Here is a 22,450-nt window from a genome sequence, read left to right on the forward strand (position 1 = left end):
TGCTCCTCAGTTATTTACGGCCCTAATGCTTCCGGCAAATCAAATATTATCTGCGCTGTAGATCTTTTGAGAAGTATTGTCCTTCGGGGGAATATTCTGGATGACTCGACTGTTAGACTAGCAAATGATTCTTCATCTTTTCTCTCGCTAATTCCAAATTCTTTTGAACCTGTACCTCTTCCAGTTGGTTTAGGGATAACTTTCTTAATCGACTCCCTAAAGGTAGACTACGAGATTCAAATAGATTTAGGCCAATTCTTAGATAAGGCATATAAAAGAAAAGTTATTTTTGAACAATTAAAGCTCAATGAAAAGAAGGTTTTCGAAAGAAAAGAGGACAAAGTTTCTGTATTTAAAACCTCATTGGATAAGCAGGGAGAATCCTCCTCTTCAGAGGACCCAGATCTTATTGGACGTCTTTCGAATAAAGGCCTAAATGAAAAAGAACTATTCTTATCAAATGGATTTAAGAATATTGTGAACCCCTCCCTAGCTCCAAAAATCTTGACATGGTTTAGAGAGAGTCTGAGAGCTCTCTACCACTCCGAGTCTCTCCGCATTGTTGGAGGAGTAGAAAACGAAGCACAGCAAGAAGTCCTAGAACTTCTTACATCAGCGGCCGAGGCAATTGGATCGAAATCGTCCTCTTTTACCTTTGGTCCCGATTCCACCGAAAAGGGACGGCAGATTCTCTACTCGGTTCTCGAAAACTCTAGTGGAACACAGAAAAAGCTGTCTTCAGAGATATATGAATCTTACGGTACCGTGAGATTTATGCACCTCTTTCCTCTTGTGTTCGATGCACTGGTAAATGGAACTGTACTTTTCATAGATGAGTTTGATGCTTCCATACATCCAATTGCCATCATGGATATCATCAATATTTTTCACAATGAGGACATTAATAGACGCGGTGCCCAGTTAATATTCAATACCCATAACCCCATCTTTCTTAGTGCAAACTTATTTCGACGTGACGAAATAAAATTTGTAGACAGAGAAAGTAATACAAGCACTATCTATTCTTTGTCTGATTTTGGCACCTCCGGAGAAGGGGCTGTTCGCCGTTCAGATGATTACATGAAGAATTATTTTGTTGACAGATATGGGGCGATAGCTGAAACCAATTTCAGCGATTTGTTTTTAAAGTTTATGAATAATAAGAATGAAGCCTAATACCGAAAAAAGAAAACAGACAAAGAGATTTAATTTCTCTGTAGAGGGGGAAACAGAGAAATGGTACCTTGAGTGGCTTCGAGACGTAATAAATAAAGAACCCGCAAGAGTATTTAACGTCTCCTTCAACATAAAAGTTGAAAAGAATCCTGTAAAAATGGTTAAATTTTCTAGTCCAATGGTTGGAGAGATTTTTTTCCATTTTTTTGATTTTGAAAGTCAGTACCCGGCCCATGTTAAGCAAAGAAACGAAACGTTCAAGCTGTTAAAAGAGGCTAAGAATAGAAAGAAGATACAGTACGAGGCTGCTTACTCCAACTTTTCTTTTGAGCTATGGATTTTGCTTCATAAAACACAATTAAATCAATCTTTTTCGGATAGAAAGCAGTATCTTCCACTTATTAATAAATATTTTGGGACGGCATTCGCTGATCTCCGAGAATTTAAAATTGAAAAGAATTTCAAATCTGTTCTCAACTCATTAAATTTTTCTGATGTTCAAACGGCAATGAACAATTATGGGAAGATCGTAGAACAGTGCGAACTTAACTTAATAGAGAAAAAAACTTGTGGCTATAGCTTCTACGAAGAAAATCCTTCCAGCTCAGTCGGTGAAACAATCCAAATAATTCTTAAAGCCTGTAAGCTTTCTTCTTAGAAACTCTTTATTTTTTATTTGTCTGGAACAACTCATTTCCTTAGCTTAGGTAAATTTTTCTTAAATCTTCGTTCTCCTTTTGCAACTGAACTTGCTGTTCTCGTTTATATTTAATTCTGATAGTGCCTTTTGAGTTTTTACAGCGAGAAGGCCCTATCAGGTTGGTGCATCGACATTAAGATCTTTAACAGTGATTCCGAGTGGCTCTGTTTTATACAAAGAAATAATAATTTCCAAGGTTTTTATATTGTCTACCTTTTCTTCGATTTCCAAATTGCCAAACTAGATTTCTAGTTTTACTAGGTCTTATAGAAATTGTGATTAGTTGTGTTTAACATCGAGAGAGAAAGAGGGAGGCTAACGCACGTCCGTTTTCCTGCTAGGTACCACATTATGAGAGCCAAGCAGGAAAGAAAAAGTGATTTTTGTGGACCAGTTTTTTTCAACTTTACAAAAACTGTTGAAATGTAAACAGCCCACGCCTTTTAGTAACTTTAATCCTTACCTTTTTAACAAAGCATCACTACCGAGGAGCATATATGGACAAAAAAAATTTAGAGGAGATGATTTCATACAGACGACAGTTTCATCAATTTCCAGAGGAAGGTTGGACCGAGTTTGAAACCACTTACTTCATCGTCAGTAAATTAAAACAGATGGGATACGAAACCATCTTAACGGGAAAACAAATAATCAATCCTCAGACGGTAATGGGAAGAGATGAAACCAAGGTTCGAGAAGCAATTGATAGAGCAGTAAAAGACGGAGTTCCTCTTGATTTCATTGAATCGTGTGACGGATACACAGGTGCCGTTGCGATTTTGGATACAGGACGAGAGGGCCCTACAACTGCATTTAGATTTGATATTGACGGATTACTCGTGATGGAATCCGAAGATCCAAACCATTTGCCGACAAAGTTTGGATTCGCATCCAAACGCCCGGGAAGAATGCACGCATGCGGGCACGACGGGCACGCCGCTCTCGGCTTAGCAGTTGCAAAATGGTTGATTCAGCACAAAGAAGAACTGAAGGGTACATTTAAAATTATTTTCCAACCAGCCGAAGAAGGCGTCCGCGGTGCTGCAGCCATCGTTGGCTCTGGAATCCTCGATGATGTGAACTTTATCGTCGGTTCTCATTGCGGAGGGCTTGCTAAACTAGGGCAAATGGCATTAGTGCACGGAGGCGTTCTAGCAAGTATCAAATACGATATTAGCTTTAAAGGCACACCTTCTCATGCCGGAAGCAACCCGCATCTAGGACACAGCGCTCTTATGGCAGCCTGCGCAACAGCCATGATGCTAGTAGGAATTCCTCGTCACGGAAACGGAGTATCTCGCGTGGCTGTAGGCACCCTTCACGCCGGAGAAGGCAGAAATATCACACCTGTACACGCCAAGATTGAATGCGAGATTCGAGGACAGACCGAGGAAGTTCTCAACTATCTTTCCGAGAATGTTGAAAAAATAGTTAAAGGCAATTCCGTCTCTTATGACGTCGAATCTAAAATCGAACGAGCCGGTTACTCAACCACATTAATAGAATGTCCTGATTTACTTGAAGAGTTAAGAGATGTAGGCGAGCAAATACCGGAAGTAAAGGAAATTATTGATCTTAATGCTCCTGTGGGCGGAGAGGATTTCACCCTTATGATTAAGCGGGTGGTAGAGAGAGGAGGCCAAGGCGCCCTCTTCAGATGGGGCTGCAATCATCGTGGCCATCACAAAGGAGATTTTGATCTTCAAGACACTGAATCGATGCCAATGGGCTTTGAAGTCTTTACCCGTTTTGCTCAAAAGAAGAACGGAATCTAACAATTGCCTAGTTCTCGGCCAGATTATCTAAAAAATCCTGGCCGAAAACTTTAACGAGTCGCTCTTCGCATTTGCATTGAATATCTTTCTGCTGATCCGCATACCATGTTGCGAACTCTCTAAAATATTTCAGCTTCCAATCTTCTCTTCGGCATACAACATAATTAGGTACAGAGGGGCGGTGCCAGCCATCAAGAATAGGCACCAGAGTCCCTGCTTCCAGCTCATCGATGCAACAAAACAGAGGAAGAGAAGGACAAACTCCAAGCCCTTGAAGAGCAGCGGTTTTTGAAAATTCAACATTTGAGCATCGTATCCGATCAGTGACTGTCATAGTCCAAAGACGATCCTTCTTTTTAAATGGATAAGACAGGTGCGAAGAGAAACGATCTATAAAACCGTTGCTAAACACATAATGATTAGTTAGATCTTTAGGATGGTCCAACGGCCCGTTCTCTTTTAGATAATTGGGGGAAGCAACTGGAATAAAAATCATTCTTCCACGGGATAAAAAGACGCAATTAGGCAGATTAATTTCACCGGAGATAGCGATGAGATCTGCTTTTCTATCAAGAAAGTCCTGAATGTCTATGGGAGAAACAAAGTTAAATCTTAGATTGGGATGTTCTCTTTGGTAGTTAAATGCTAGGGCGGCAGCGTACCTTCTATAGCTGTTTCCCTGCATCACTCGGATGATGGCACCATTTTCATTTTGTTTATCGGAAATAAAGGCAGAAATTTTTTTTCTGTGATTTACTATCTCTCGCGCATTGTCATAAATTTCTACCGCATCAACTGTGGGAGCAAACGGCCTTGACCTGCGATCAAATAAACATCTCCCTAATTTTTTCTCTAGAACGGAAATTTTCTTCGAAACGGTCGGTGCGTCGACATTGAGCTCTTGAGCAGTTAACCCGATAGAACCTGTTTTATACAAAGAGACAAAAATCTCCCAGCTTTCTATATCGTCTGCCATTGTCTAAGTTTTCCAAATTGCCAAACTAGATTTCCAATTTTACTAGATGTTATAGAAATTGTTATTAGTTGTGATTAACATTAATTCAGGATCTTGGATAACGGAGATAAAGGATGGCAGATCTAGTCATACGCGGCGGGAAAATTATTGATCCAAAAAATCATTTTTTTGGCATCGCAGATATTTTCATCGAAGACGGAAAAGTTATAGAGATCTCGAACTTTTCCTCGACATCTACAAAGCAAGAATTGAATGCAGAGGGGAAAATAGTTATCCCCGGAATTATTGACATGCATACTCACATGAGGACGTTATTTGGACATCCTCATGCTCAGCGTATGGTTGCGCTCGCCGGCGTGTGTACGGCTTTTGATTTAGCCGGCCCTATCGACAACATTCTTGACAGCATTAAAGAAAGCGGCGCCGGAATAAATATGGCGATATTGGAGGCAGCGAGCTATCCTCAGAGCCTTACTACAGATCGTCCTGAAAAATCTCAAAGAATCGGATTTATCAGACAATGTTTAGAGAAAGGGGCGTTAGGCATAAAGCTTCTGGGCGGCCATTTTCCTATGGATGTGGACATTTCTCAGGCATTTATTGAGGACTGCAGCGAAGAGAGTGCCTGGGTAGCATGGCATGTCGGAAATACTCTTCACGGCTCTAATATTAAAGGACTCAGAGATGCGGTCGATGCTGCCGGCAAACACTTTCTCCATATTGCCCACGTCAACAGTTACTGCAGAGCCCAAATTAGCGACGAAATCTCCGAAGCATTAGAAGCCATTGAGTTGTTAAAAGGAAGTCCTAATCTGTTTTCAGAGTCGTATCTATCAGACTTAAACGGGACGCGGCTTATTATCGAAAACGGCGTCCCTCTGAGCAAAGTAACCATCACGTGTCTGCGAAAAAAAGGATACGAGCCTACTTATGAAGGCATGAAGAAATGCATCCTCGACGGCGAGGTTGGGGTTCTGAAAGATAACGGTATAGTCGGCGAGCTAGTTAGCGGCTCAGAAGGAGTGGAGTATTGGGAGTCCGTGGGGACGAAAGTTGCAGGTTCTTTTTCTGTGAATCCTTCTGCGAGCAGATTCCTTTTGGCTACTGCCAGGAGAAACAACGGAGCTTTTGTCGTTGATTCCTTCTCAACTGACGGAGGCTGTTATCCGCGAAATGTCATTGTGGAAAAAGGTTTGCTCTTGGTTAAGTTTGGAGCCCTCTCTCTGCCTGAGTTCGTTGTTAAATCAAGCCTAAACGCCGCCAATGCTCTTGGATTGCCTAATAAAGGTCATTTGGGCATAGGAGCTGACGCCGACATCACCGTTCTCGATTTAGAAAAAGAAAAAGCCTTTGCCACAGTAACAAACGGAGAAGTGATTATGAAGGACGGCCGTGTTTTCGGGAAAGATACGAGACTTATCTGTGATGAAAGAGGAAAAGATTATCTGAGTAAAAGAAAAATTCCGTTCTCGATTGCGGAGAGACTTTCTCTTCAAAGAATTGAAAATCGTTTTGTCCCATAAAGAAAAAATACTTATAACCCAAGGAGTTTGCTTATGTTTGGAATTATATGTGTCCTTATCGGCGTTATATTGGTCGGATATCTTATTGTCAAAAGATATTATGCGCCGTGGTCTCTGTTTTTAGTCGGTATTATTTTATTGGCCGTGATGGCAACGATTTCTCCCGAACCCTTGCTTCACGGGGCAAAATCAGCAACAAAAAGTGCTTTTTTTGATGTAATCCAATATTTCACAAATCAATCTAAAAGCATCTTGGTTGGGTTAGGTCTCAACATCATGATTATCTCCGGTTTCGCTGATTATTTGGACAAGATCGGAGCTACTCGTTCCATGGTTGAGATAGCTGCGAAGCCCTTAAGCTATGTAAAGTCTCCTTATCTTCTACTGGCGTTAGCCTATGCGTTAGGGCAGTTAATTAACGTATTTATTCCTTCTGCAGTGGGCTTAGGGGTCTTGATGATGCTGATGGTTTATCCGCTTCTCATCTCTGTAGGATGCTCCAATGTGGCAGCTGTAGCTTGCATTATTACAATGTCGGCCCTTGATTTAGGACCCGCTTCAGCTAACTCAATCCTCACAGCAAAACTCGCTTCAATTTCTCCGATGGAGTACTTTGTTGACGGACAAATTCCTGTGGCCATCGTTACGGTTATCGCAGTAGCAGCAACTCACTTCTTTTACCAGAAATTCATGGATAAAAGAGATCTTGCCTCGGGCAAATTAACAACGAAAGACTTTGAATTGCACAGTGAATTTGAAGTCAAGGACGAGCGAAAGTCCGCTCCCAAGATTTACGCACTCTTCCCGGTTCTTCCTATTGTTTTGCTCTTTATTTTCTCCAAGTTTGTGTACAGCGGGTACAGAGTAGAGTTGGCTACTGCCATGATGACATGTACTCTGTTTTCGTTCTTAGTTGATTGCCTTTACACGCGTGATTTCAGAAAATCATGTGAAAACATAAAGTCTTTCTTCTCGGGCATGGGGAGAGTGTTCGCCTCTACCGTATCCTTGATTATCTGCGCTGGCGTCTTTGCTGACGGCCTGAAAGCCACAGGCGGCATTACTACAATTATTAACGCTGCGGCCTCAATGGAAGGGACCGGTGGAATGATTATGCTGCTTGTCATGTGCGGCATTATGATTCTGGCATCCTTTGTTACAGGATCTGGAAATGCGGCATTCTTCGCATTCTCTTCCCTTCTTCCGACAGCCGCCAAATCTGTTGGATGGGATATTCTCGTAATGGCTTGTCCTGTTCAACTGGTTGCCGGCATTGCTCGTTCTATGTCTCCAATTGCCGGCGTTACGATTTCCGTCGCAAAAATTGCGAATGTTTCTCCCTTTGCAGCTGTAGCAAGGACAATTCCTCCAATGATTGTTGGCACGATGGTTTCAATAGCTGCCTCTTTTGTCTTTCTTTAAGATTTAAGATTGAGAACATGGGAGCTGACGGGCAAAAGTCCGGCTCCCATGATTTGATCTTCTTAAAGCTCAGAACGCCTTGCCTGCTGTGAATCCTGGAGAATTTAGAACGGTTCAGGTGCCCATTCAAGGCTAACCGGCTAATGCCTCTACACCTTATTTTGCTATCAATAGGATTGAAGCAACAAGCAAGTTTCTTTTCCGGATTGACTTTCCGGCGGATTGGATTAAAGTTTTTAAATCAAAGGAGCGTTGAAGATGTCAAAGAAAAAAGTTCTTATTCTTGATTGCGGATGCCAAAATTTTGATCAAGGCGGAAAGCTCAATCATTACTACTCTGATTTAGCAATGAAAGAGCTTGAGAAGATGGGCCACGAAGTTCAGATTTCACTCATCGGCGGTTCCTGGGAAATTGCGGCCGAAGTTGAAAAAATTCAATGGGCTGACGTAATAATTGTTCAAACACCTGGCTGGTGGATGAGCACACCGTGGCAATTCAAGAAATATCAGGACGAAGTTTTTGTTCAGCCGGGTATTGTCGGCACAGATGGCCGTCATCATGGCGATCCTTCCGTTGGTTATGGTACTGGCGGCATTCTTACCGATAAGAAGTACATGCTGAGCTCAACATGGAATGCACCAAAAGCTGCCTTTGACAAGAAAGATGATTTCTTCGGAGGAGTTGGGATCGACGGCGTTCTCTTGCCGGTTCATAAAGCGTTCCAATTCTTAGGTCTGAAACCTCTTCCAAGCTTCATGGCTAATGATGTATTGAAGAATCCAACATTGGAGGAAGATACAAAACGCTTTAAGGAGCATTTAAAAAAGGTCTTTGGTTAATGCTTTAAGGCCAATCACCTTTCATAGGAAAAACGCCGTTCTGCTAGTCCTTGCGGCGTTTTTCCTTTTGAGCATGATTGTTTAGAATTTCCAGGACAAATCGAACTTCCCGACCTCTCCTTTCCTGGCCTCTCCAATTTCAGGCATCCAGGCTTTGGTACGCAGTCATAATTCACTACTATCTGAGTCAACTCCAGCAAGACAAAGCTCACTCCTATCTTCGGCGGACTCCCCGCAGATCTCATTGAGCATAAGCTGCGAAGAATTGACTACAATTATTAAATAATTCAATGGAGAAGAAATGGTGATGAGTGAGCTTCCTTTGCCGCTATTTGCGTCAGCAGGTTCGCTGAACACTCAACCTCTTCAAAAAGTTTTTAAAAGAACAACGGCTGCCTACAAATTCCTTTGGTTCTTAGCAATTTTGGATATTGTTAAAGAATCAGATTCCAGCAACCCGGGTAATCTTATATTTTCCACTCAAGACATCTGCGCCAGAATGGTTGCGAAATCTTGGATCCCGACTCAGCGCTTTAAATTGTCTTTCGGATGTTGGGATAGTATGACAAAGGTCATTGAGGCGTTGAAGAATCCCGTGAACGGTTTCCCGTTCAGCATGAAGTATAAGGAACCAGAAGCTTTAAAAGCTCTTGAGACATTCGCCAAAGTTAATCCGAAAAACTTTCAAAAAATTATTTTTAATCCATTGATTCAGGAAGTGTCCTTTCGTTTTTTGAATGCGTGGCGTTCGAAATCTGCAGAAGGTTTGAAAGAATCTATCAGAGGTGCAACTTCCGGCGAGCCTTATTCTTTTCCCAACGGAAATTGGAATTCCATTGAAGTACCAAGCAAATGGGCAGCGTTTTTTCGAGAAAATTATTCGCTCCTGAAAGACTTTACCTATTGGAACTTCGCTGACTTCCTCCAAGCCAGAAATACAGCGGTACCGGCCCTCGTTAAAAAATTTGAACTTCCAGCTTCCAGGTTAAGTCTTGATTCGCAGAGAAAATTTTGGCTTTCTTACCTGAATTCAGAACAAGTTACTACGGACATCTATGGTCACGAGTTCACCGCCGACAGTTTTGCTCTGGATCACTACTTACCGTGGACATTCGTCGTACACAATCAAATCTGGAACTTAACGCCGATGGAGAAAAGTCTCAACTCCTCTAAAAGCGATTTGATTCCTGATGAAGCTTTTGTTGCCCCCTTAGCGCGGCAGCATCAAAGTCTTGTTAAATACCACTACCGCACCGATCCGAACAAATCTAAAGATTTCTTTGAGGAGTATGAAAATTTCTTTGGAATAAGCATTCCGGATTTTGTTTCAGCTTCTGATACATTCGTTATCGACAAATACAAGGAGCATGTCGATCCTTTGGCTAAAACGGCAATAAACATGGGGTTCCAATTATGGCAATAGACGTTAATAATCCATGTCTCTTCTGTAATCTGCCGAAAAATCTTCTGATTCAAGCGGAAAATGATTTGGCATTTGCCGTCTATGACGGCTTTCCGGTAAGTCCGGGACATGTGTTGGTAATACCAAAACGGCATGTGGCTAATTACTTCGATTTAACTTCCGACGAGCTCAAAGCAATCCAAGATCTGCTGGGTATCATGAAAAAAGAAGTTGATGAAAAATTTCATCCGGACGGATACAACGTGGGAGTTAATGTAGGAGAGCCTGCAGGACAGTCGGTTTTTCATGTCCATCTCCATCTGATCCCGAGATACAAAGGAGACGTCACAAATCCTCGCGGCGGCGTTCGAGGCGTTATACCTTCAAAACAAAAGTATTGATGAAACAGAACTTATGCTACCAGCTTAAGTATCGGTGTTTCTCTTCTGTCAACTTCTTTGACAGCTTATCTTTTGTTACTTGGCCTAGGATACAACGCCAGTTCCACAAGATTTTTATCGGGATCTCTGAGGTAAATAGAGGTCATCGTACCTTTCCTACCATGTCTTTCAACAGGAGCGGAAACGACATTCAGACCTCGGGTTCTAAGCTCTTCTTCAATCCTCTGTATCGGCTCATCTGTCGAGATTTCAATGCAAAAATCTCCGGTTCCAGGATCCGCCAAAGCCGCCTTTGGTTCTAATTCTTGTCCTTTGACATGAAGGTTGATTTTGAAAGCGGGCGCAAGAATTTCATATCTTGCACCGTCTTTACGAACTTCAAATCCCAATTTTGAATAGAAATTCACCATCTCGTTGGGCTGAGCCGTTGTAAGAACAAAGTGATCCAAGGATTGCAGAGAAAAAAGCGCTTCCATTTTTTTTACTGATATGAAAAAGGACTGCGGAGAAATCTTTAAAAGAAGATCCTCAAGCAGTCCCGGCTCTTTAAAAGAGAATTATTCCATGGCGGTTGGAGCGTTATCTAAGCCGAATGCATTATTCCATGGCGGTTGGAGCGTTATCTAAGCCGAATGCTTTATGGAGGGCTCTAACGGCAAGTTCCATGTATTTTTCGTCGACAACGATAGATGTACGAATTTCGGAAGTAGAAATCATCTTGATGTTGATATTTTCTTCTGCCAATACTTTGAACATCTTAGCTGCAACACCTGCGTGGCTTCTCATACCGATACCAACGCAAGAAATCTTAGCGATGGAAGCGTCAGTAAGAATGCCGTCTTCTTCAAGGTACGGGCTAACTTCGCTTTCAATAACACGGATAGCTTTATCAAGGTCGTTGCGGTTAACTGTGAAGCTGAAGTCGGTTAAGCCGTTCTTAGCGGCGTTCTGGACGATCATGTCGACTTCGATGTTTGCTTCAGCAACGCTTCCTAAAATCTTATAAGCGATACCGGGGATATCAGGTACGTGCGGGAGTGTGATTTTTGCTTCATCGCGGCTGAATGCGATGCCGGAAACAACAACTTTTTCCATTTTCGGATCTTCCTCAAAAGTGATTAGGGTGCCAGAGTTTGCTTCTTCTTCGACTGGAATATCAGGATCTGTAAGGCTAGAGAGAACTCTAGTCGGAACCTTATATTTACCAGCGAATTCAACGCTTCGAATTTGAAGAACTTTAGAGCCTAAAGAAGCCATTTCGAGAATTTCTTCAAAAGCCACTACATCCATTCTTCTTGCATCACTAACCACACGCGGGTCAGTTGTGTAGATTCCGTCTACATCGGTAAAGATTAAGCATTCGTCAGCTTTCAAAGCAGCTGCGATAGCAACAGCGGAAGTATCGGAGCCGCCGCGGCCTAATGTAGTAATGTTTCCCTCTTCATCGCAGCCTTGGAAACCGGCGACGATAACGGCATTGCCTTCTTCCAGATCAGAAAGAATACGGTGAGCATCGATTTCTTTAATTCTGGCTTTTGTGAAAGCGCTGTCGGTCAAAACTTTAACTTGCGGACCTGTGTAGCTCTTAGCCTTTTTACCAATAGCCTTGAGAGCCATGGAAAGAAGACCGATGGTAACCTGTTCACCGGTAGAGGCCACAACGTCCAGCTCTCTAGGGTCAGGATTTTTTTGAATTTCCTTTGCCAAACCGATCAGGCGGTTAGTTTCTCCACTCATTGCAGAGACAACAACGACAACCTGATGTCCGGCGTTTTGCCATTTAGCGATTCTTCGTGCGACATTCTTGATACGCTCAACGCTGCCCACAGAAGTACCGCCGTATTTTTGAACAATCAATGCCATTTCTTTTGATCTCGATGGGTTAAAAACAAGTCCTTCCAACTTTCGTCAATGTTTAGACTTCAGTAATAATTTATAGGATTTTTTACAGATTATTGCCATTTGCTTGTATTAATTGATGAAGAGCTTATGAATTAACAGGAGCAATCCCAAAAACAGGCAACATAAATCCACCAAGCAGAACAAGATAATCCCCGTCTTCACCCACTTAGAAACAGAAGACGTAATACTTACAACGATGGAAGAGACGGCATAGACAAAATTCCAAAGATAAAAGCCGGCGGCAGCTACTAAGAGAAGAATTCCTGCCCAAAAATCCGAGGGTGTGGCATACCGAACGAGAGCAATAACGGCTACGACAACCATTGCCCAACAAATGCTGCCAAGAATAAGTCTCTTGACGAATACCTTATACAAATAAGATGCAGCGAGTATTGAATTATCTGACATAGTTTTGTTTCTTTAGAATAATTTGATTATTAGCCGGATCTTTGAGCAAAACAGCTCTAACTGCCTCGCCTCCCGGGATAAGAATTTCGATTAATTCGTTATGCAGTCCTTTAGCATGTAACTGACAGCTTAACGCCAAAATATTGTTTTCCGTTGCGATATCGAAGTAAAAAGAGCATGGTTTGGTGTCTTCCAACGGCTGGGGCCCGGGTGTTCTTTGCATAACTCGAAGCCTCATATCGCAGAGATTAATATCTAAGCCGTCTTCGGCAGCTTTGATTTGCGCACCCAGCTTACGGTAAAACATCGCAAAATGATCAATATCATCAACCCAAACAATATTGCCCAGGAACTCTTTAAATTCGAATAAGTCCTGAATAGATTGGGTAAGACGGCTGGCCAGCACCGCTTTAGTTCCCGCAAGAACAATATCGCCCTGCTTTAAGTTAGGGCGTTTTTGGAGATACTCATCATTTAGAACAATCTTGTCTCCGATGACTTTACCCACAGGAATTCTGTAAAGCGGTTTAGACCGCTTATTAACAGGATCCCAAACGTTCTTGTATTCGTAGACGTACCTGCTTGTACGCACCTTCTGAACGACAAAGTTAACTTGCGAGATGTCTTCTTCCACAGCGTTATTCAAAAATATTGTTTAACCGTTACCTAACTACGATGAAATCTTCTGCGACCGAAAAGACAATTGCAGCTAGAAAATTAAGAGCTGAATGCTGATCTTTCCAGTTACAAAACAGAAATCATTATTAACATTTATTCACTATATCACCGTCGAAGCACGGTCAAGAACGACGGCTCATTAAGTCGGGCGTTTAAAAAAAGAAATACGAGCTGAAGACATGAAGTCAACAGATTTCTTACTTTTTCGGAGAAGCTTAAAAATTAATTTGCCGGCCCGATTTGTTATGTACCTCCATCAAACGAGGTTAAGAGATATGTTCCGGCACTTTCATTCCTGTTTTTAGAGTACGGAACACATCGGAGTTATCGTGACCGCATAGGAAATCAAAGGTTTTGAAAAACAATCCCTCCAACTCTTCAACCATAGGTTTAAGCACCGGACGATCGGTTGCGATGAAAAGACGTTTTTTAAGACCCGGATCTTCTATCTTTCGGACAGAAAGAAGAGAAGTATCGTCTCCGAGAAGAATGTTTAACGGCGGAAGAATTGTCCAGCCTAATCCGTTTTCGACTGCTCTTATTACCGACCTTGTATTCTCCAACTCGTAACTGACTGTCGAGTTCAGCCCAATTCTTCTCAGGAAACTTTGGGCTTTCCGTCGATCGGCAGAGTTGGAGCGATAAGAAATGAAAGGCAGTCCAACGCGTCTAAAGGCCCCTCTTTCAAAACTTCTATAGTCATTTCAAAACTTCTCAACTCCTCGCTGAACTTTTTATTGCAAAGTACAAAATAAGACTCTTCCAAAATCAGATGCCGTATTCGGCCAGGACGGTCTGAAATGTCGGGCGCAATTGCGATGTCCAGCAAACCGTTTTCGAAGTCTTCCAGAATTTGAGGTATCAAGCCAGTTTGTACTTCCAACGATTGAAGCTTCGGAATCAAAAACTGCTCTAACTTATCCGAAAAAAATCCGTCAACCACCTCCGATAAACCAATTCTTAGAGACTTCACTTCTCGGTTTTCTTGGAGATTGAGTGAATTCTGCATCAGCCGTGCCTCTTCGACAAAACGACGCGCACAACGAAGAACATCTCTTCCCACTCCCGTTAAGACCAAAGGACGAGAACCTCTTTCAAGCAGAGGCCTTCCTATTTTTTCCTCCAATTTCTCTACGGTCTGAGACACGGCCGACTGCGATACTCCTAATTCTTTGGAGGCTGCAGTAAAACTGCCGCGCTCGGCAACCTTAATGAAGGTCAAAAATGCTGATGGCTGAAGGTCTTGTAAGTTCATATTCCGAGATTCGGTTATGGCATTTGATAAGTAACGCTTTTGGTTCTTGGGATTCCAATCAACAAAGTTTAGATTTTCAAAAAAGCAGATGAGTAAACTTAACTATGGCCTCTTTGATAACAATAATTTTGCCTCAATTTCTATTGATTCTTTTCGGAACAAGTTTGCGGAGGTTCAAACCTTTTTCCGCCTCTTTTTGGTCCGGTTTGGAAGCGCTGGTATTTTACGTCCTCTTTCCTCCGCTTCTCTTCAACTCCGTCTACAAAAGTAAGTTCAACCTCGAGACCTCAGCGTGGTTTCTTTGCGTTGCCGTCTCCTGCATGCTGGGCGCCGTATTACTCTCCTGGTTAGTCAATCAATTCTACAAAGAATCTGCTTGGACGAAATGGTCGGTTTTTCATTGCGGTTTTAGGTTCAACACCTATATAGGATTTGCCATCTGCCAGCCGCTTCTAGGCAATGAAGGTTTTGCTCTCCTTTCTTTGCTTATTGCCATTTGGGTCCCTATAAGCAATACGATCGCCGTTATGACACTTTCTTTTGCAACTAACTCGGAACCAACTTTTAATGTTTTCAATCGGTTAAAGGCCGTTGCCAAAAATCCTCTTATTATTGCCACTGTTACCGGCCTACTTTTTAACCTCTTGAGTATTCCGCTACCTCAAGTCATCTCTATTTTTATCGGTTATTTAAGCAGTGCTGGTCTGGCGTTAGGACTGTTGTGTATCGGGGCAGGATTGACATTTGAAGACGTAAAAAAATATAGGAACCTCATTAGTTGGTGCACCTTTGAGAGATTGGTTTTGGTTCCATGCTTGGCCATTTCTCTTGCCTTCTTCCTATTGCCAAATCCAATTGAAGCTTTCGTGCTGATTCTATTTGCGGCTCTTCCAACTGCTCAGAGCTGCTATGTCATGACTTCAAAAATGAAAGGAAACGGTGCGGCAGTCGCCGATCTTACAAGTTCTCAAACGCTGCTCTCTATGCTGACTTTACCGGTTTGGACCTTACTGATGAAAAACTATTTTTTATCATGAACAAATATGCTGGCAATCATTAATGAATGATTTTAGAAATGGCTTGCGGTCTTAGTTTCATCGATGTCTCTTGCTTTACTTAAAAACATAGTACTTAGAGGCCTAGTTCAAAATCATGCGTCTAAGCAACAGACTGTGCAATTCTTCCTAATTTGGGAAGGGTAATTTCTTCTCAGTACTAATACTGATATACACTTAGCTTGTTAACAAATGGGATTTACCCATAACCTATAAAAGGAGACAACCATGGGATGCAATTGCTGCTGCTCTACAGACAAAGAAAAAGACAAGAAACCTGAAGAAAAACCGGTAGACCCGAAAGTTGAAGAAGCCAAAGAACTTAAAGAAGCAACAGTAGAAGCTGTTGAAGCCGGTACATACGAACAAGAATAATCTCACATAAGATTCATTCCAAAACGCCGCAGGATCCATTTAAGATTTTGCGGCTTTTTCTTTTTGAGCCTGTGTAGATGTCGGGTTTGATTTGAGAAGTGTTTTCATGAAGTCTTTTTTGGTGCTTCAAAAAAGCAGGTGCTTCAAAAAAGCAGAACCAGATCAACGGCCTTCCTTTCTTGGCAGTAAACCTCCAGTGAACGAAGATCTTTTTCGAGTAGAAAGACTGCTCCTCTATCAAAGAGACGTGAGCTATTGACAGCAGGACTTCTGTTTTGTTCGCTGAAAACGAAAAATGCAAACTTTCGGAGCCGGTTCAAATTCACCTGCTATCAAAAAGCATCTAATACTTAAACAATTAATCAAATCTCCCACTAGAATTTTCCACTATCCCAAATACTTGGCATACAAATTGCTTAATCCTCTATAGGAAGCAAACCTGATATTTACCGTTATCAGTCCCACAAGGACACTGCAGGCCAGCTTCTCAATCAAAAATTACTAATACGCACCAAAAAATTATTCAATTTGGTGAATTCTCTGCACCTCTTTAGTGCACCTTGCACCAAATTCGTTCAATCTTAAGGAAAAGAAATGAAAGATCTTCTGATGTTGAAAGGCGCAAAAACCTTGGTCGATGTCGCCACAAAAGTTCAGCCCGGCGAACAGGTTCTGATCGTTACAGACTACGCAAAAACCGATATTGCTAAAGCTGTGGCATCCGTTGCCTGCGACCGAGGCGGCGAAGTCATGGTGATGTCGATGAAGCCTAGAAAACGTGCAGGAGAAGAACCTCCGGCAGCCGTTGCCGCAGCCATGAAAAAAGCCGATGTTGTTATTGTTCCGGTCAGTTACTCCATCACACATACTCATGCCGTTAAAGACGCAGCAGCGGCCGGCGCACGCATTATCGTCATGACCGATTTCACTCCAGAAGTCATGATGCACGGCGGCATTGAGGCGGATTTTGACCAAATTAAACCGACTTGTATTGCTGTTGCAAAAGCCTTGGAAGATGCAAACGAGATCCATGTAACCTCTCCGGGAGGTACGGACCTCACGTTCAAGACCGGAGGAAGACGCGGAAACGCTTTATATTGCGTCGTAGAAAAAGGCCAATTCTCTACTATTCCGACTATTGAAGCCAACACAACGCCTATTGAAGGAACTGCTGAAGGCGTTATCGTTTGCGATGCGTCCATTCCTTATCTTGGCATCGGCTTGGTTGACGAACCGGTAATCTGCAAAGTAGAAAAAGGCTTTATTACCGATATCAAAGGCGGAAGAGCTGCAGAAATTCTTAAAAAGGATCTCGCCAGCCACGGCGATAAAAACAGCTACAACATTGCAGAGCTCGGGATCGGCCTCAATCCCAAATGCAGGATGTGCGGCATCATGCTCGAAGACGAGGGTGTCCTCGGCACCTGCCATGTCGGCATCGGTACCAGCCTGACATTGGGCGGCGTCACAAAAGCACCGTGCCATTACGACCTCATCATGTGGCATCCGACCATTGTGGCGGACGGCAAAGTCATTTTCGACAAAGACAAACCTCTGGTTTAACTAAATCTTCATCCATACCCTAAATCTTCAAGGACTATACAAATGAAACGCAGAACAATTACCGCAAGCCTCTTGGCTGCTTCTCTTCTTTCTTTGACTTGCTTCGGGACAGTTTCCGTGGCTGCGGATGCTTATCCTGCCAAACCAATCTTAACCATCGTGCCGTTTAGTGCCGGCGGCGGAAACGACATCCTTCTGCGCGTCATGGGCAAATATGCTCAGAAGCATCTCGGACAGACTTTGACAATTGACAACAAGCCCGGTGCAGGCGGTCAAATCGGCTGGACATTGCTGGCAAAAGCTAAACCGGACGGATACACCATCGGCGCAGCTTCCCTGCCCTCCATGATCATGATCAAAGAACTGCGCAAGAACGTACCTTTTGCGATGGATGATTTTGATTTTGTTGCAGCAGTGCAAACCGACCCGATTGTTTGGGTCGTTAAGGAGGACAGCCCATTCAAAACAGCCGCAGACGTTGTTAAAGCAGCCAAAACAAAAGTATTAAATGTTGCCGGTGACGGTCCTCAGTCCAATGTTCAGTTACAGCATCTTCTTGCAGAAAAAGACGGCGGATTTAAGACAAACTTTGTGCCGTTTAACGGTTCCGGAAAAGCATTAACTGCCTTAATGGGCGGCAAAGTAGATTTATGTGCTTCTACTCTTTCTGCCGCTGACAAACAGCTTGCCAACGGCTTAAGAATACTGGTCGTATTTTCCGATCAGAAAGTCGGCAATCTTCCGACAGCAGCCGAAGCCTTCGGAAAACCAATTGCCCCGGTTGGAGCCGCTATCCGCGGCATCTGCGCACCTAAAGGATTGCCGGCTGATGCCAAAGCCAAACTTGAAGCCGGCATCAAGAAGATCTGCGAAGACCCGGAATTCTTAGCCGAAGCAAAGAAGATGAAACTGGATATCGGCTTTAAAGGCTCTAAAGAAACACAAGCTATCGTGAACCAAACATCCAAGCTTGTCGCTGAAAACAAAGACTTGTTCTAACCCGGTGTGAGACGAAGTCATGGAAGCAAAAGAAATCAAGAAAGAATGCACTTTAGCGGTTCTGCTTTTAGCAACCGGCGGTTTAGTTCTGTGGCAGGCATACAGCTACGAGCAGGAATCCCGACAATTTCCGGTATTTCTCGGCTGGCTGTTCATGGTCTTCTCCGCGATTAACTTTGTTCGAGTTGTTCCGTTATTCAGCAAGCTTTCTTTGATTTCCGACAAGTTCGAGAAGAAAAGCTTTCTTCCTCTTCTCGTTCTTGCTTTCGTGAGTCTTTACACCTTATCGATTCCTTGGATCGGCTACTATCCGGCCACCTGTCTATTCCTTCTGGTCTTTATGCTGACATTCGGCTACTGGAAGAAAAGCGCAAAACAATACTTGCTGGCAGCAGCCGTTTTCCTGGGCATCGTCTATCTGTTTTTCTCGGTTGTGCTCGGAACTCGTCTTCCGATGGGCGAGCTCTTCGGTCTGTAGGAGGCCGTCATGGATTTCTCTGTCATTGCTTCTTCTTTGGGACAGGCCTTTGAGCCGGGCATGCTGGTCATGGTTCTTGTCGGCACGGTTCTCGGTGTCATTGTCGGGTCTTTGCCGGGCTTAACCAGCACGATGGGAGTTGCGCTCCTAGTTCCGTTTACGTTCGGCATGAATCCTGCCATGGGCTTAGCCTTGTTGGGCGCCATTTATGCCTCATCGAGCTATGCCGGCTCCATCAGCGCCATTTTGCTGAACATTCCCGGAACCCCTTCGAACTGCTGCACGCTGCTTGACGGCTATCCGATGACCAAGAAGGGTCAAGCCTCAAGAGCTATCGCTCTTTCGACTATCGGATCAGCGGTTGGCGGTTTGATTTCCGTCTTTGCTCTTCTTTTTCTTGCTCCTCCTTTAGCCATTCTGGCTTTAGAGTTCGGACCGCAAGAATACTTTGTCATGGCGCTCTTCGGCGTGGCCATTATTGCGACTCTTTCTGAAAAGAATTTAATCAAAGGCGTTATTGCAGGTATTTTCGGTTTACTCCTTTCTATTGTCGGCATGCATCCGATTACCGGAGAAGCTCGATTTACTTTTGATTTACCGGAACTGTTTAACGGGCTGTCTTTGGTGACGGCTCTTATCGGTTTGTATTCTCTTCCGGAAGTCGTCAGCATGCTCAAAGAAAAAGGAGCCGCCGCTTCAAGCGGCAAAGTAGAAGTATCGGGGATATGTTCTTCGATGAAAGAGCTTCTGCACTATAAAATGCTGACTTTCAGAGCCTCTATTATCGGCATCATCATTGGAATTGTTCCGGGTGCAGGTCAATCGATTGCATCGTTTATCGCCTATGACGATGCCAGAAAAAGCTCCAAAAAACCGGAAGAATTCGGGAATGGTTGTCCTGAGGGTGTGATTGCCTCCGAAGTCTCTAATAACGCTGTTGTCGGTGGCTCTTTAGTTCCGGCCTTTACTTTAGGCATTCCCGGCAATGCTGTTTCTGCCGTATTAATCTCGGGTCTGATGATTCATGGAATTCAGCCGGGACCGAGCTTATTTGCAGATAATTCGGAAATCGTCTACAGCTTTATTTTCAGTTTATTCATTGCCAACATTGCCTTCATACCAATCGGCATTTTCTGTGCCAAATACTGCGTGAAGCTGCTTCAAATGCCCAAAGAAATCATGGCCGCTTTGGTCATCGGCTTGTCGGTTATCGGCTCTTATGCCGTCAACGGTTCCATGGTGGAAGTTTGGGTCATGATTGCGTTCGGTGCCTTGGGCAACTTCATGAAGTACTTTAATTTGCCCCGTGAGCCGCTAGTTCTGGGACTTGTTCTCGGCACAATGGCTGAGAGCGAACTGGCAAGAGCTTTGGCTCTTGTTCAAGGCGACGTCTTCAGATTAACAACAGGCATCATGACAAGTCCAATCTGCCTCATCATGATCGGCTTGATTCTGTATTCCGTTATGCATTCTGTGTTGAAAAGAAGAAAGTCTGTTAAAGCTGCCGCAACTAAAGAGACGCTGGCAGAGGCTGTTTAACTAATTGAATCTTTAGTAGAAAGTCTGAATTTCATTTGTACTACGGGAGGAGGCGCTTCCCCGACTTTTGCCTCCTCCTTCTTCTTTACTCAGTGGCGCTCTCAAAAGATAATCCGCACCCATCTTTAGCACTCAAAGTCGGTGAAGCCGACAAGGGCCACTCAATCCCTAATGCTGGGTCATTCCAGAGAATCGTTTTTTCATCCTGCGGATAGTAGTATTCGGTGCATTTGTAGTTAAACAGCGCTTCGTCAGAGCAAACAAGAAATCCGTGCGCTAGCCCGGGCGGAATCCAAAGCTGTTCGAAATTGTCTGCTGAAAGGTAGGTACCAGCCCACTGCCCGAAAGTCGGAGAACCTTTGCGAATATCAACAACTACGTCGAAAATTTTTCCTTTGAGCAGAGTAATCAGTTTGCCTTGCGGATGTTCTTTCTGGAAATGCAAACCTCTTAGTACATTCTTGGAAGAAATAGAAAGATTATCTTGAACAAATTCTGTTAGAACGCCGAATTCTTCGTATCTTTTCTTTTGCCAAGTCTCCAGAAAAAGACCGCGGTTGTCTTTGTAGACTTTTGGAGTCAGCTTCAGTACGCCTTTGATAGGAAATTCTTCAACCCGCATTTATAAGTCCTTTTGTTAGAGAGATTTTGCAGCATCTAAACCTTGATATTGCTGATGAAGCCATTTGCGATATTCTTCATCCATAACCTGTTTTGTCCATTCAGAATTATTGAGATACCACAGAACGGTATTTCTCAAAGCTTCCGAGAAAGAGTGTCTAGGAGTCCAACCAAGTTCCTTTTTTACCTTGGTTGAATCAATGGCATATCTAAAATCATGTCCGGGTCTGTCGGCGACAAACTTTATCTGTCTGCTGTATGAGGTTCCATCGGGCTTTGGCATCACTTCATCGAGAATTTCGCAGAGGGAATGAACGATCTCAAGGTTTGATTTTTCGCATTCACCTCCAATGTTATAAGACTCGCCTATCCTTCCTTTAGATAAGATCAGGTCTAAAGCCTCGCAATGATCTTCAACGTAAATCCAATCCCGAATATTTAAGCCGGTTCCATAAATTGGCAGCGGCTTATTTGAAACAGCATTCAAGACCATTAACGGAATTAGTTTTTCCGGATACTGTCTGGGCCCATAATTATTTGAACAATTCGAAATTAACGTTGGAAGTCCATATGTTTTGAAATAGGACCTCACGAAGAAGTCAGATGAAGCTTTGGAGGCGGAATAAGGGCTATTCGGAGCATAGGGAGAGTTTTCGGTGAAAGGAGCCGAATTTTTATCGAGCGAGCCGTAGACCTCATCGGTAGAAATATGAAGGAATCGAAATTTTTTCTTAGCTTCCCGTTCCAGTTCCTGCCACCAATCTTTTGTAGTTCTAAGAAGCTGTTCCGTTCCCAAGACGTTGGTTCTAACAAAATCTTCGGCACTGTGAATTGAACGATCAACATGGCTTTCCGCTGCAAAGTTCACGATTGCATCCGGACGGAATTCTTTGAGACAACGAGCGACCAACTCTGCGTCTCCAATATCGCCATGAGCAAAAGAAAACTTTGAAGAATGTAGACAGGGTTCTAAATTGACCAGATGACCGGCATAGGTTAGTTTATCCAGAACCAGAACGTTATTTCCTGCTTCGACCTGTTGCACAACAAAGCAAGAGCCGATAAATCCAGCTCCTCCGGTCACTAGTATGTTCCGACTCATTTATTCAACGTTCCTTTCCGCATGCAATGTTTTCCTTGTACGAAAGCATCCGCTGTGCAGACTCTGACTGCTTTCATCCAAACCGTATTTATCCTACAAACCTCCGGTTCAGTCAAATACATAAGAAGAAAAATGCTTTTCCTTTGGTAAATCTTTAAAGAATCATGAATCCTAACAATGACAATGCAAAAACTAACCGCTTAGTCATCTAATTCAGTTCCCACTTACCTCATTGCTTGAGCCTATCGAGGCTCCATAAA

General features: G+C 43.2%; 23 protein-coding genes. 14 read left to right on the forward strand and 9 right to left on the reverse strand.

Annotation, left to right across the window (positions count from 1 at the left end):
* The first annotated feature begins 12 nt into the window (after nucleotides 1–12).
* From RDK53_RS06595 to RDK53_RS06605, 3 genes are all read left to right on the forward strand, one after another.
* Nucleotides 13–1,176: an ATP-binding protein gene (locus RDK53_RS06595; RefSeq protein WP_308513880.1), complete on the forward strand. Its 1,164-nt coding sequence runs from the start codon at nucleotides 13–15 to the stop codon at nucleotides 1,174–1,176.
* Nucleotides 1,166–1,834, forward strand: a complete 669-nt coding sequence (locus RDK53_RS06600) for an RloB family protein (RefSeq protein ID WP_308513836.1) — start codon at nucleotides 1,166–1,168, stop codon at nucleotides 1,832–1,834. The genes RDK53_RS06595 and RDK53_RS06600 overlap by 11 nt, the downstream gene beginning before the upstream one ends.
* 539 nt (nucleotides 1,835–2,373) lie before the next feature.
* The gene (locus tag RDK53_RS06605) at nucleotides 2,374–3,651 is read left to right on the forward strand and encodes an amidohydrolase (protein ID WP_308513837.1); all 1,278 of its coding nucleotides are present in this window, start codon (nucleotides 2,374–2,376) and stop codon (nucleotides 3,649–3,651) included.
* Between the two features lie 7 nt (nucleotides 3,652–3,658).
* Here the strand turns inward: RDK53_RS06605 and RDK53_RS06610 are convergent, their stop codons facing one another.
* Nucleotides 3,659–4,627: a LysR family transcriptional regulator gene (locus tag RDK53_RS06610; protein WP_308513838.1), complete on the reverse strand. Its 969-nt coding sequence runs from the start codon at nucleotides 4,625–4,627 to the stop codon at nucleotides 3,659–3,661.
* 113 nt (nucleotides 4,628–4,740) lie between these two features.
* On the opposite strand from RDK53_RS06610, the gene RDK53_RS06615 reads away from it, so the two are divergent.
* The 5 genes from RDK53_RS06615 to RDK53_RS06635 all read left to right on the forward strand — a co-directional run bounded on the left by RDK53_RS06615 (nucleotide 4,741) and on the right by RDK53_RS06635 (nucleotide 10,215).
* Nucleotides 4,741–6,150, forward strand: a complete 1,410-nt coding sequence (locus RDK53_RS06615) for an amidohydrolase family protein (protein WP_308513839.1) — start codon at nucleotides 4,741–4,743, stop codon at nucleotides 6,148–6,150.
* A gap of 33 nt (nucleotides 6,151–6,183) precedes the next feature.
* Nucleotides 6,184–7,572, forward strand: a complete 1,389-nt coding sequence (dcuC, locus tag RDK53_RS06620) for a C4-dicarboxylate transporter DcuC (protein WP_308513840.1) — start codon at nucleotides 6,184–6,186, stop codon at nucleotides 7,570–7,572.
* Between the two features lie 258 nt (nucleotides 7,573–7,830).
* Nucleotides 7,831–8,412 (forward strand): NAD(P)H-dependent oxidoreductase, encoded by a 582-nt coding sequence (locus RDK53_RS06625; protein WP_308513841.1) that lies wholly within the window; start codon nucleotides 7,831–7,833, stop codon nucleotides 8,410–8,412.
* A 307-nt stretch (nucleotides 8,413–8,719) separates the two neighbouring features.
* Complete coding sequence (locus RDK53_RS06630; RefSeq protein ID WP_308513842.1) at nucleotides 8,720–9,835, forward strand: HNH endonuclease domain-containing protein; 1,116 nt, start codon at nucleotides 8,720–8,722, stop codon at nucleotides 9,833–9,835.
* Nucleotides 9,826–10,215: an HIT family protein gene (locus RDK53_RS06635; protein ID WP_308513843.1), complete on the forward strand. Its 390-nt coding sequence runs from the start codon at nucleotides 9,826–9,828 to the stop codon at nucleotides 10,213–10,215. The genes RDK53_RS06630 and RDK53_RS06635 overlap by 10 nt, the downstream gene beginning before the upstream one ends.
* A 65-nt stretch (nucleotides 10,216–10,280) precedes the next feature.
* On the opposite strand, the gene RDK53_RS06640 is transcribed toward RDK53_RS06635, so the two are convergent.
* The 6 genes from RDK53_RS06640 to RDK53_RS06665 form a co-directional block, all read right to left on the reverse strand.
* Entirely contained in the window at nucleotides 10,281–10,691 is a 411-nt protein-coding gene (locus RDK53_RS06640; RefSeq protein ID WP_308513844.1) for a VOC family protein, read from the reverse strand.
* A gap of 121 nt (nucleotides 10,692–10,812) precedes the next feature.
* Nucleotides 10,813–12,078 carry an aspartate kinase gene (locus RDK53_RS06645; protein WP_308513845.1) on the reverse strand — a complete coding sequence of 422 codons (1,266 nt, stop codon included), beginning with the start codon at nucleotides 12,076–12,078 and terminating at the stop codon, nucleotides 10,813–10,815.
* Nucleotides 12,079–12,186: 108 nt separating this feature from the next.
* Nucleotides 12,187–12,525 carry a hypothetical protein gene (locus RDK53_RS06650; RefSeq protein ID WP_308513846.1) on the reverse strand — a complete coding sequence of 113 codons (339 nt, stop codon included), beginning with the start codon at nucleotides 12,523–12,525 and terminating at the stop codon, nucleotides 12,187–12,189.
* Complete coding sequence (locus tag RDK53_RS06655; RefSeq protein WP_308513847.1) at nucleotides 12,515–13,159, reverse strand: hypothetical protein; 645 nt, start codon at nucleotides 13,157–13,159, stop codon at nucleotides 12,515–12,517. Before RDK53_RS06655 ends, RDK53_RS06650 begins: the two co-directional genes overlap by 11 nt.
* A 310-nt stretch (nucleotides 13,160–13,469) precedes the next feature.
* Entirely contained in the window at nucleotides 13,470–13,862 is a 393-nt protein-coding gene (locus RDK53_RS06660; protein WP_308513881.1) for a LysR substrate-binding domain-containing protein, read from the reverse strand.
* Nucleotides 13,802–14,458, reverse strand: coding sequence for a LysR family transcriptional regulator (locus RDK53_RS06665; protein ID WP_308513848.1), 657 nt, complete (start codon nucleotides 14,456–14,458; stop codon nucleotides 13,802–13,804). The genes RDK53_RS06660 and RDK53_RS06665 overlap by 61 nt, the downstream gene beginning before the upstream one ends.
* A 104-nt stretch (nucleotides 14,459–14,562) precedes the next feature.
* On the opposite strand from RDK53_RS06665, the gene RDK53_RS06670 reads away from it, so the two are divergent.
* The 6 genes from RDK53_RS06670 to RDK53_RS06695 all read left to right on the forward strand — a co-directional run bounded on the left by RDK53_RS06670 (nucleotide 14,563) and on the right by RDK53_RS06695 (nucleotide 20,467).
* Complete coding sequence (locus RDK53_RS06670; protein WP_374041574.1) at nucleotides 14,563–15,495, forward strand: AEC family transporter; 933 nt, start codon at nucleotides 14,563–14,565, stop codon at nucleotides 15,493–15,495.
* Nucleotides 15,496–15,741: 246 nt separating this feature from the next.
* Entirely contained in the window at nucleotides 15,742–15,888 is a 147-nt protein-coding gene (locus RDK53_RS06675) for a hypothetical protein (protein ID WP_157108093.1), read from the forward strand.
* Between the two features lie 594 nt (nucleotides 15,889–16,482).
* Nucleotides 16,483–17,451 carry an aminopeptidase gene (locus tag RDK53_RS06680; protein WP_308513850.1) on the forward strand — a complete coding sequence of 323 codons (969 nt, stop codon included), beginning with the start codon at nucleotides 16,483–16,485 and terminating at the stop codon, nucleotides 17,449–17,451.
* Between the two features lie 42 nt (nucleotides 17,452–17,493).
* Nucleotides 17,494–18,450 carry a tripartite tricarboxylate transporter substrate binding protein gene (locus tag RDK53_RS06685; protein WP_308513851.1) on the forward strand — a complete coding sequence of 319 codons (957 nt, stop codon included), beginning with the start codon at nucleotides 17,494–17,496 and terminating at the stop codon, nucleotides 18,448–18,450.
* A 19-nt stretch (nucleotides 18,451–18,469) separates the two neighbouring features.
* Entirely contained in the window at nucleotides 18,470–18,928 is a 459-nt protein-coding gene (locus RDK53_RS06690) for a tripartite tricarboxylate transporter TctB family protein (protein ID WP_308513852.1), read from the forward strand.
* 9 nt (nucleotides 18,929–18,937) lie between these two features.
* Nucleotides 18,938–20,467: a tripartite tricarboxylate transporter permease gene (locus RDK53_RS06695; protein ID WP_308513853.1), complete on the forward strand. Its 1,530-nt coding sequence runs from the start codon at nucleotides 18,938–18,940 to the stop codon at nucleotides 20,465–20,467.
* A gap of 85 nt (nucleotides 20,468–20,552) precedes the next feature.
* On the opposite strand, the gene rfbC is transcribed toward RDK53_RS06695, so the two are convergent.
* Both rfbC and rfbB read right to left on the reverse strand, forming a co-directional pair.
* Nucleotides 20,553–21,089, reverse strand: coding sequence for a dTDP-4-dehydrorhamnose 3,5-epimerase (gene rfbC / locus RDK53_RS06700; RefSeq protein ID WP_308513854.1), 537 nt, complete (start codon nucleotides 21,087–21,089; stop codon nucleotides 20,553–20,555).
* A gap of 15 nt (nucleotides 21,090–21,104) precedes the next feature.
* Nucleotides 21,105–22,190 (reverse strand): dTDP-glucose 4,6-dehydratase, encoded by a 1,086-nt coding sequence (gene rfbB, locus RDK53_RS06705; RefSeq protein ID WP_308513855.1) that lies wholly within the window; start codon nucleotides 22,188–22,190, stop codon nucleotides 21,105–21,107.
* Nucleotides 22,191–22,450 lie beyond the last annotated feature (260 nt).

The sequence above is a fragment of the uncultured Turicimonas sp. genome (assembly GCF_902477955.1).
In the GTDB taxonomy this organism is placed as follows: domain Bacteria; phylum Pseudomonadota; class Gammaproteobacteria; order Burkholderiales; family Burkholderiaceae_F; genus Turicimonas.

Excerpts from the sequence above, each read along its gene's own strand:
- RDK53_RS06610 (WP_308513838.1), bottom strand. The coding sequence starts at position 4,627 with ATGGCAGACGATATAGAAAGCTGGGAGATTTTTGTCTCTTTGTATAAA.
- RDK53_RS06630 (WP_308513842.1), top strand. The coding sequence starts at position 8,720 with ATGAGTGAGCTTCCTTTGCCGCTATTTGCGTCAGCAGGTTCGCTGAAC.
- RDK53_RS06690 (WP_308513852.1), top strand. The coding sequence starts at position 18,470 with ATGGAAGCAAAAGAAATCAAGAAAGAATGCACTTTAGCGGTTCTGCTT.
- RDK53_RS06675 (WP_157108093.1), top strand. The coding sequence starts at position 15,742 with ATGGGATGCAATTGCTGCTGCTCTACAGACAAAGAAAAAGACAAGAAA.
- RDK53_RS06685 (WP_308513851.1), top strand. The coding sequence starts at position 17,494 with ATGAAACGCAGAACAATTACCGCAAGCCTCTTGGCTGCTTCTCTTCTT.
- RDK53_RS06645 (WP_308513845.1), bottom strand. The coding sequence starts at position 12,078 with ATGGCATTGATTGTTCAAAAATACGGCGGTACTTCTGTGGGCAGCGTT.
- RDK53_RS06650 (WP_308513846.1), bottom strand. The coding sequence starts at position 12,525 with ATGTCAGATAATTCAATACTCGCTGCATCTTATTTGTATAAGGTATTC.
- RDK53_RS06615 (WP_308513839.1), top strand. The coding sequence starts at position 4,741 with ATGGCAGATCTAGTCATACGCGGCGGGAAAATTATTGATCCAAAAAAT.
- RDK53_RS06670 (WP_374041574.1), top strand. The coding sequence starts at position 14,563 with ATGGCCTCTTTGATAACAATAATTTTGCCTCAATTTCTATTGATTCTT.
- dcuC (WP_308513840.1), top strand. The coding sequence starts at position 6,184 with ATGTTTGGAATTATATGTGTCCTTATCGGCGTTATATTGGTCGGATAT.
- RDK53_RS06600 (WP_308513836.1), top strand. The coding sequence starts at position 1,166 with ATGAAGCCTAATACCGAAAAAAGAAAACAGACAAAGAGATTTAATTTC.
- RDK53_RS06665 (WP_308513848.1), bottom strand. The coding sequence starts at position 14,458 with ATGAACTTACAAGACCTTCAGCCATCAGCATTTTTGACCTTCATTAAG.
- RDK53_RS06695 (WP_308513853.1), top strand. The coding sequence starts at position 18,938 with ATGGATTTCTCTGTCATTGCTTCTTCTTTGGGACAGGCCTTTGAGCCG.
- RDK53_RS06640 (WP_308513844.1), bottom strand. The coding sequence starts at position 10,691 with ATGGAAGCGCTTTTTTCTCTGCAATCCTTGGATCACTTTGTTCTTACA.
- RDK53_RS06625 (WP_308513841.1), top strand. The coding sequence starts at position 7,831 with ATGTCAAAGAAAAAAGTTCTTATTCTTGATTGCGGATGCCAAAATTTT.
- rfbB (WP_308513855.1), bottom strand. The coding sequence starts at position 22,190 with ATGAGTCGGAACATACTAGTGACCGGAGGAGCTGGATTTATCGGCTCT.
- RDK53_RS06680 (WP_308513850.1), top strand. The coding sequence starts at position 16,483 with ATGAAAGATCTTCTGATGTTGAAAGGCGCAAAAACCTTGGTCGATGTC.
- rfbC (WP_308513854.1), bottom strand. The coding sequence starts at position 21,089 with ATGCGGGTTGAAGAATTTCCTATCAAAGGCGTACTGAAGCTGACTCCA.
- RDK53_RS06635 (WP_308513843.1), top strand. The coding sequence starts at position 9,826 with ATGGCAATAGACGTTAATAATCCATGTCTCTTCTGTAATCTGCCGAAA.
- RDK53_RS06605 (WP_308513837.1), top strand. The coding sequence starts at position 2,374 with ATGGACAAAAAAAATTTAGAGGAGATGATTTCATACAGACGACAGTTT.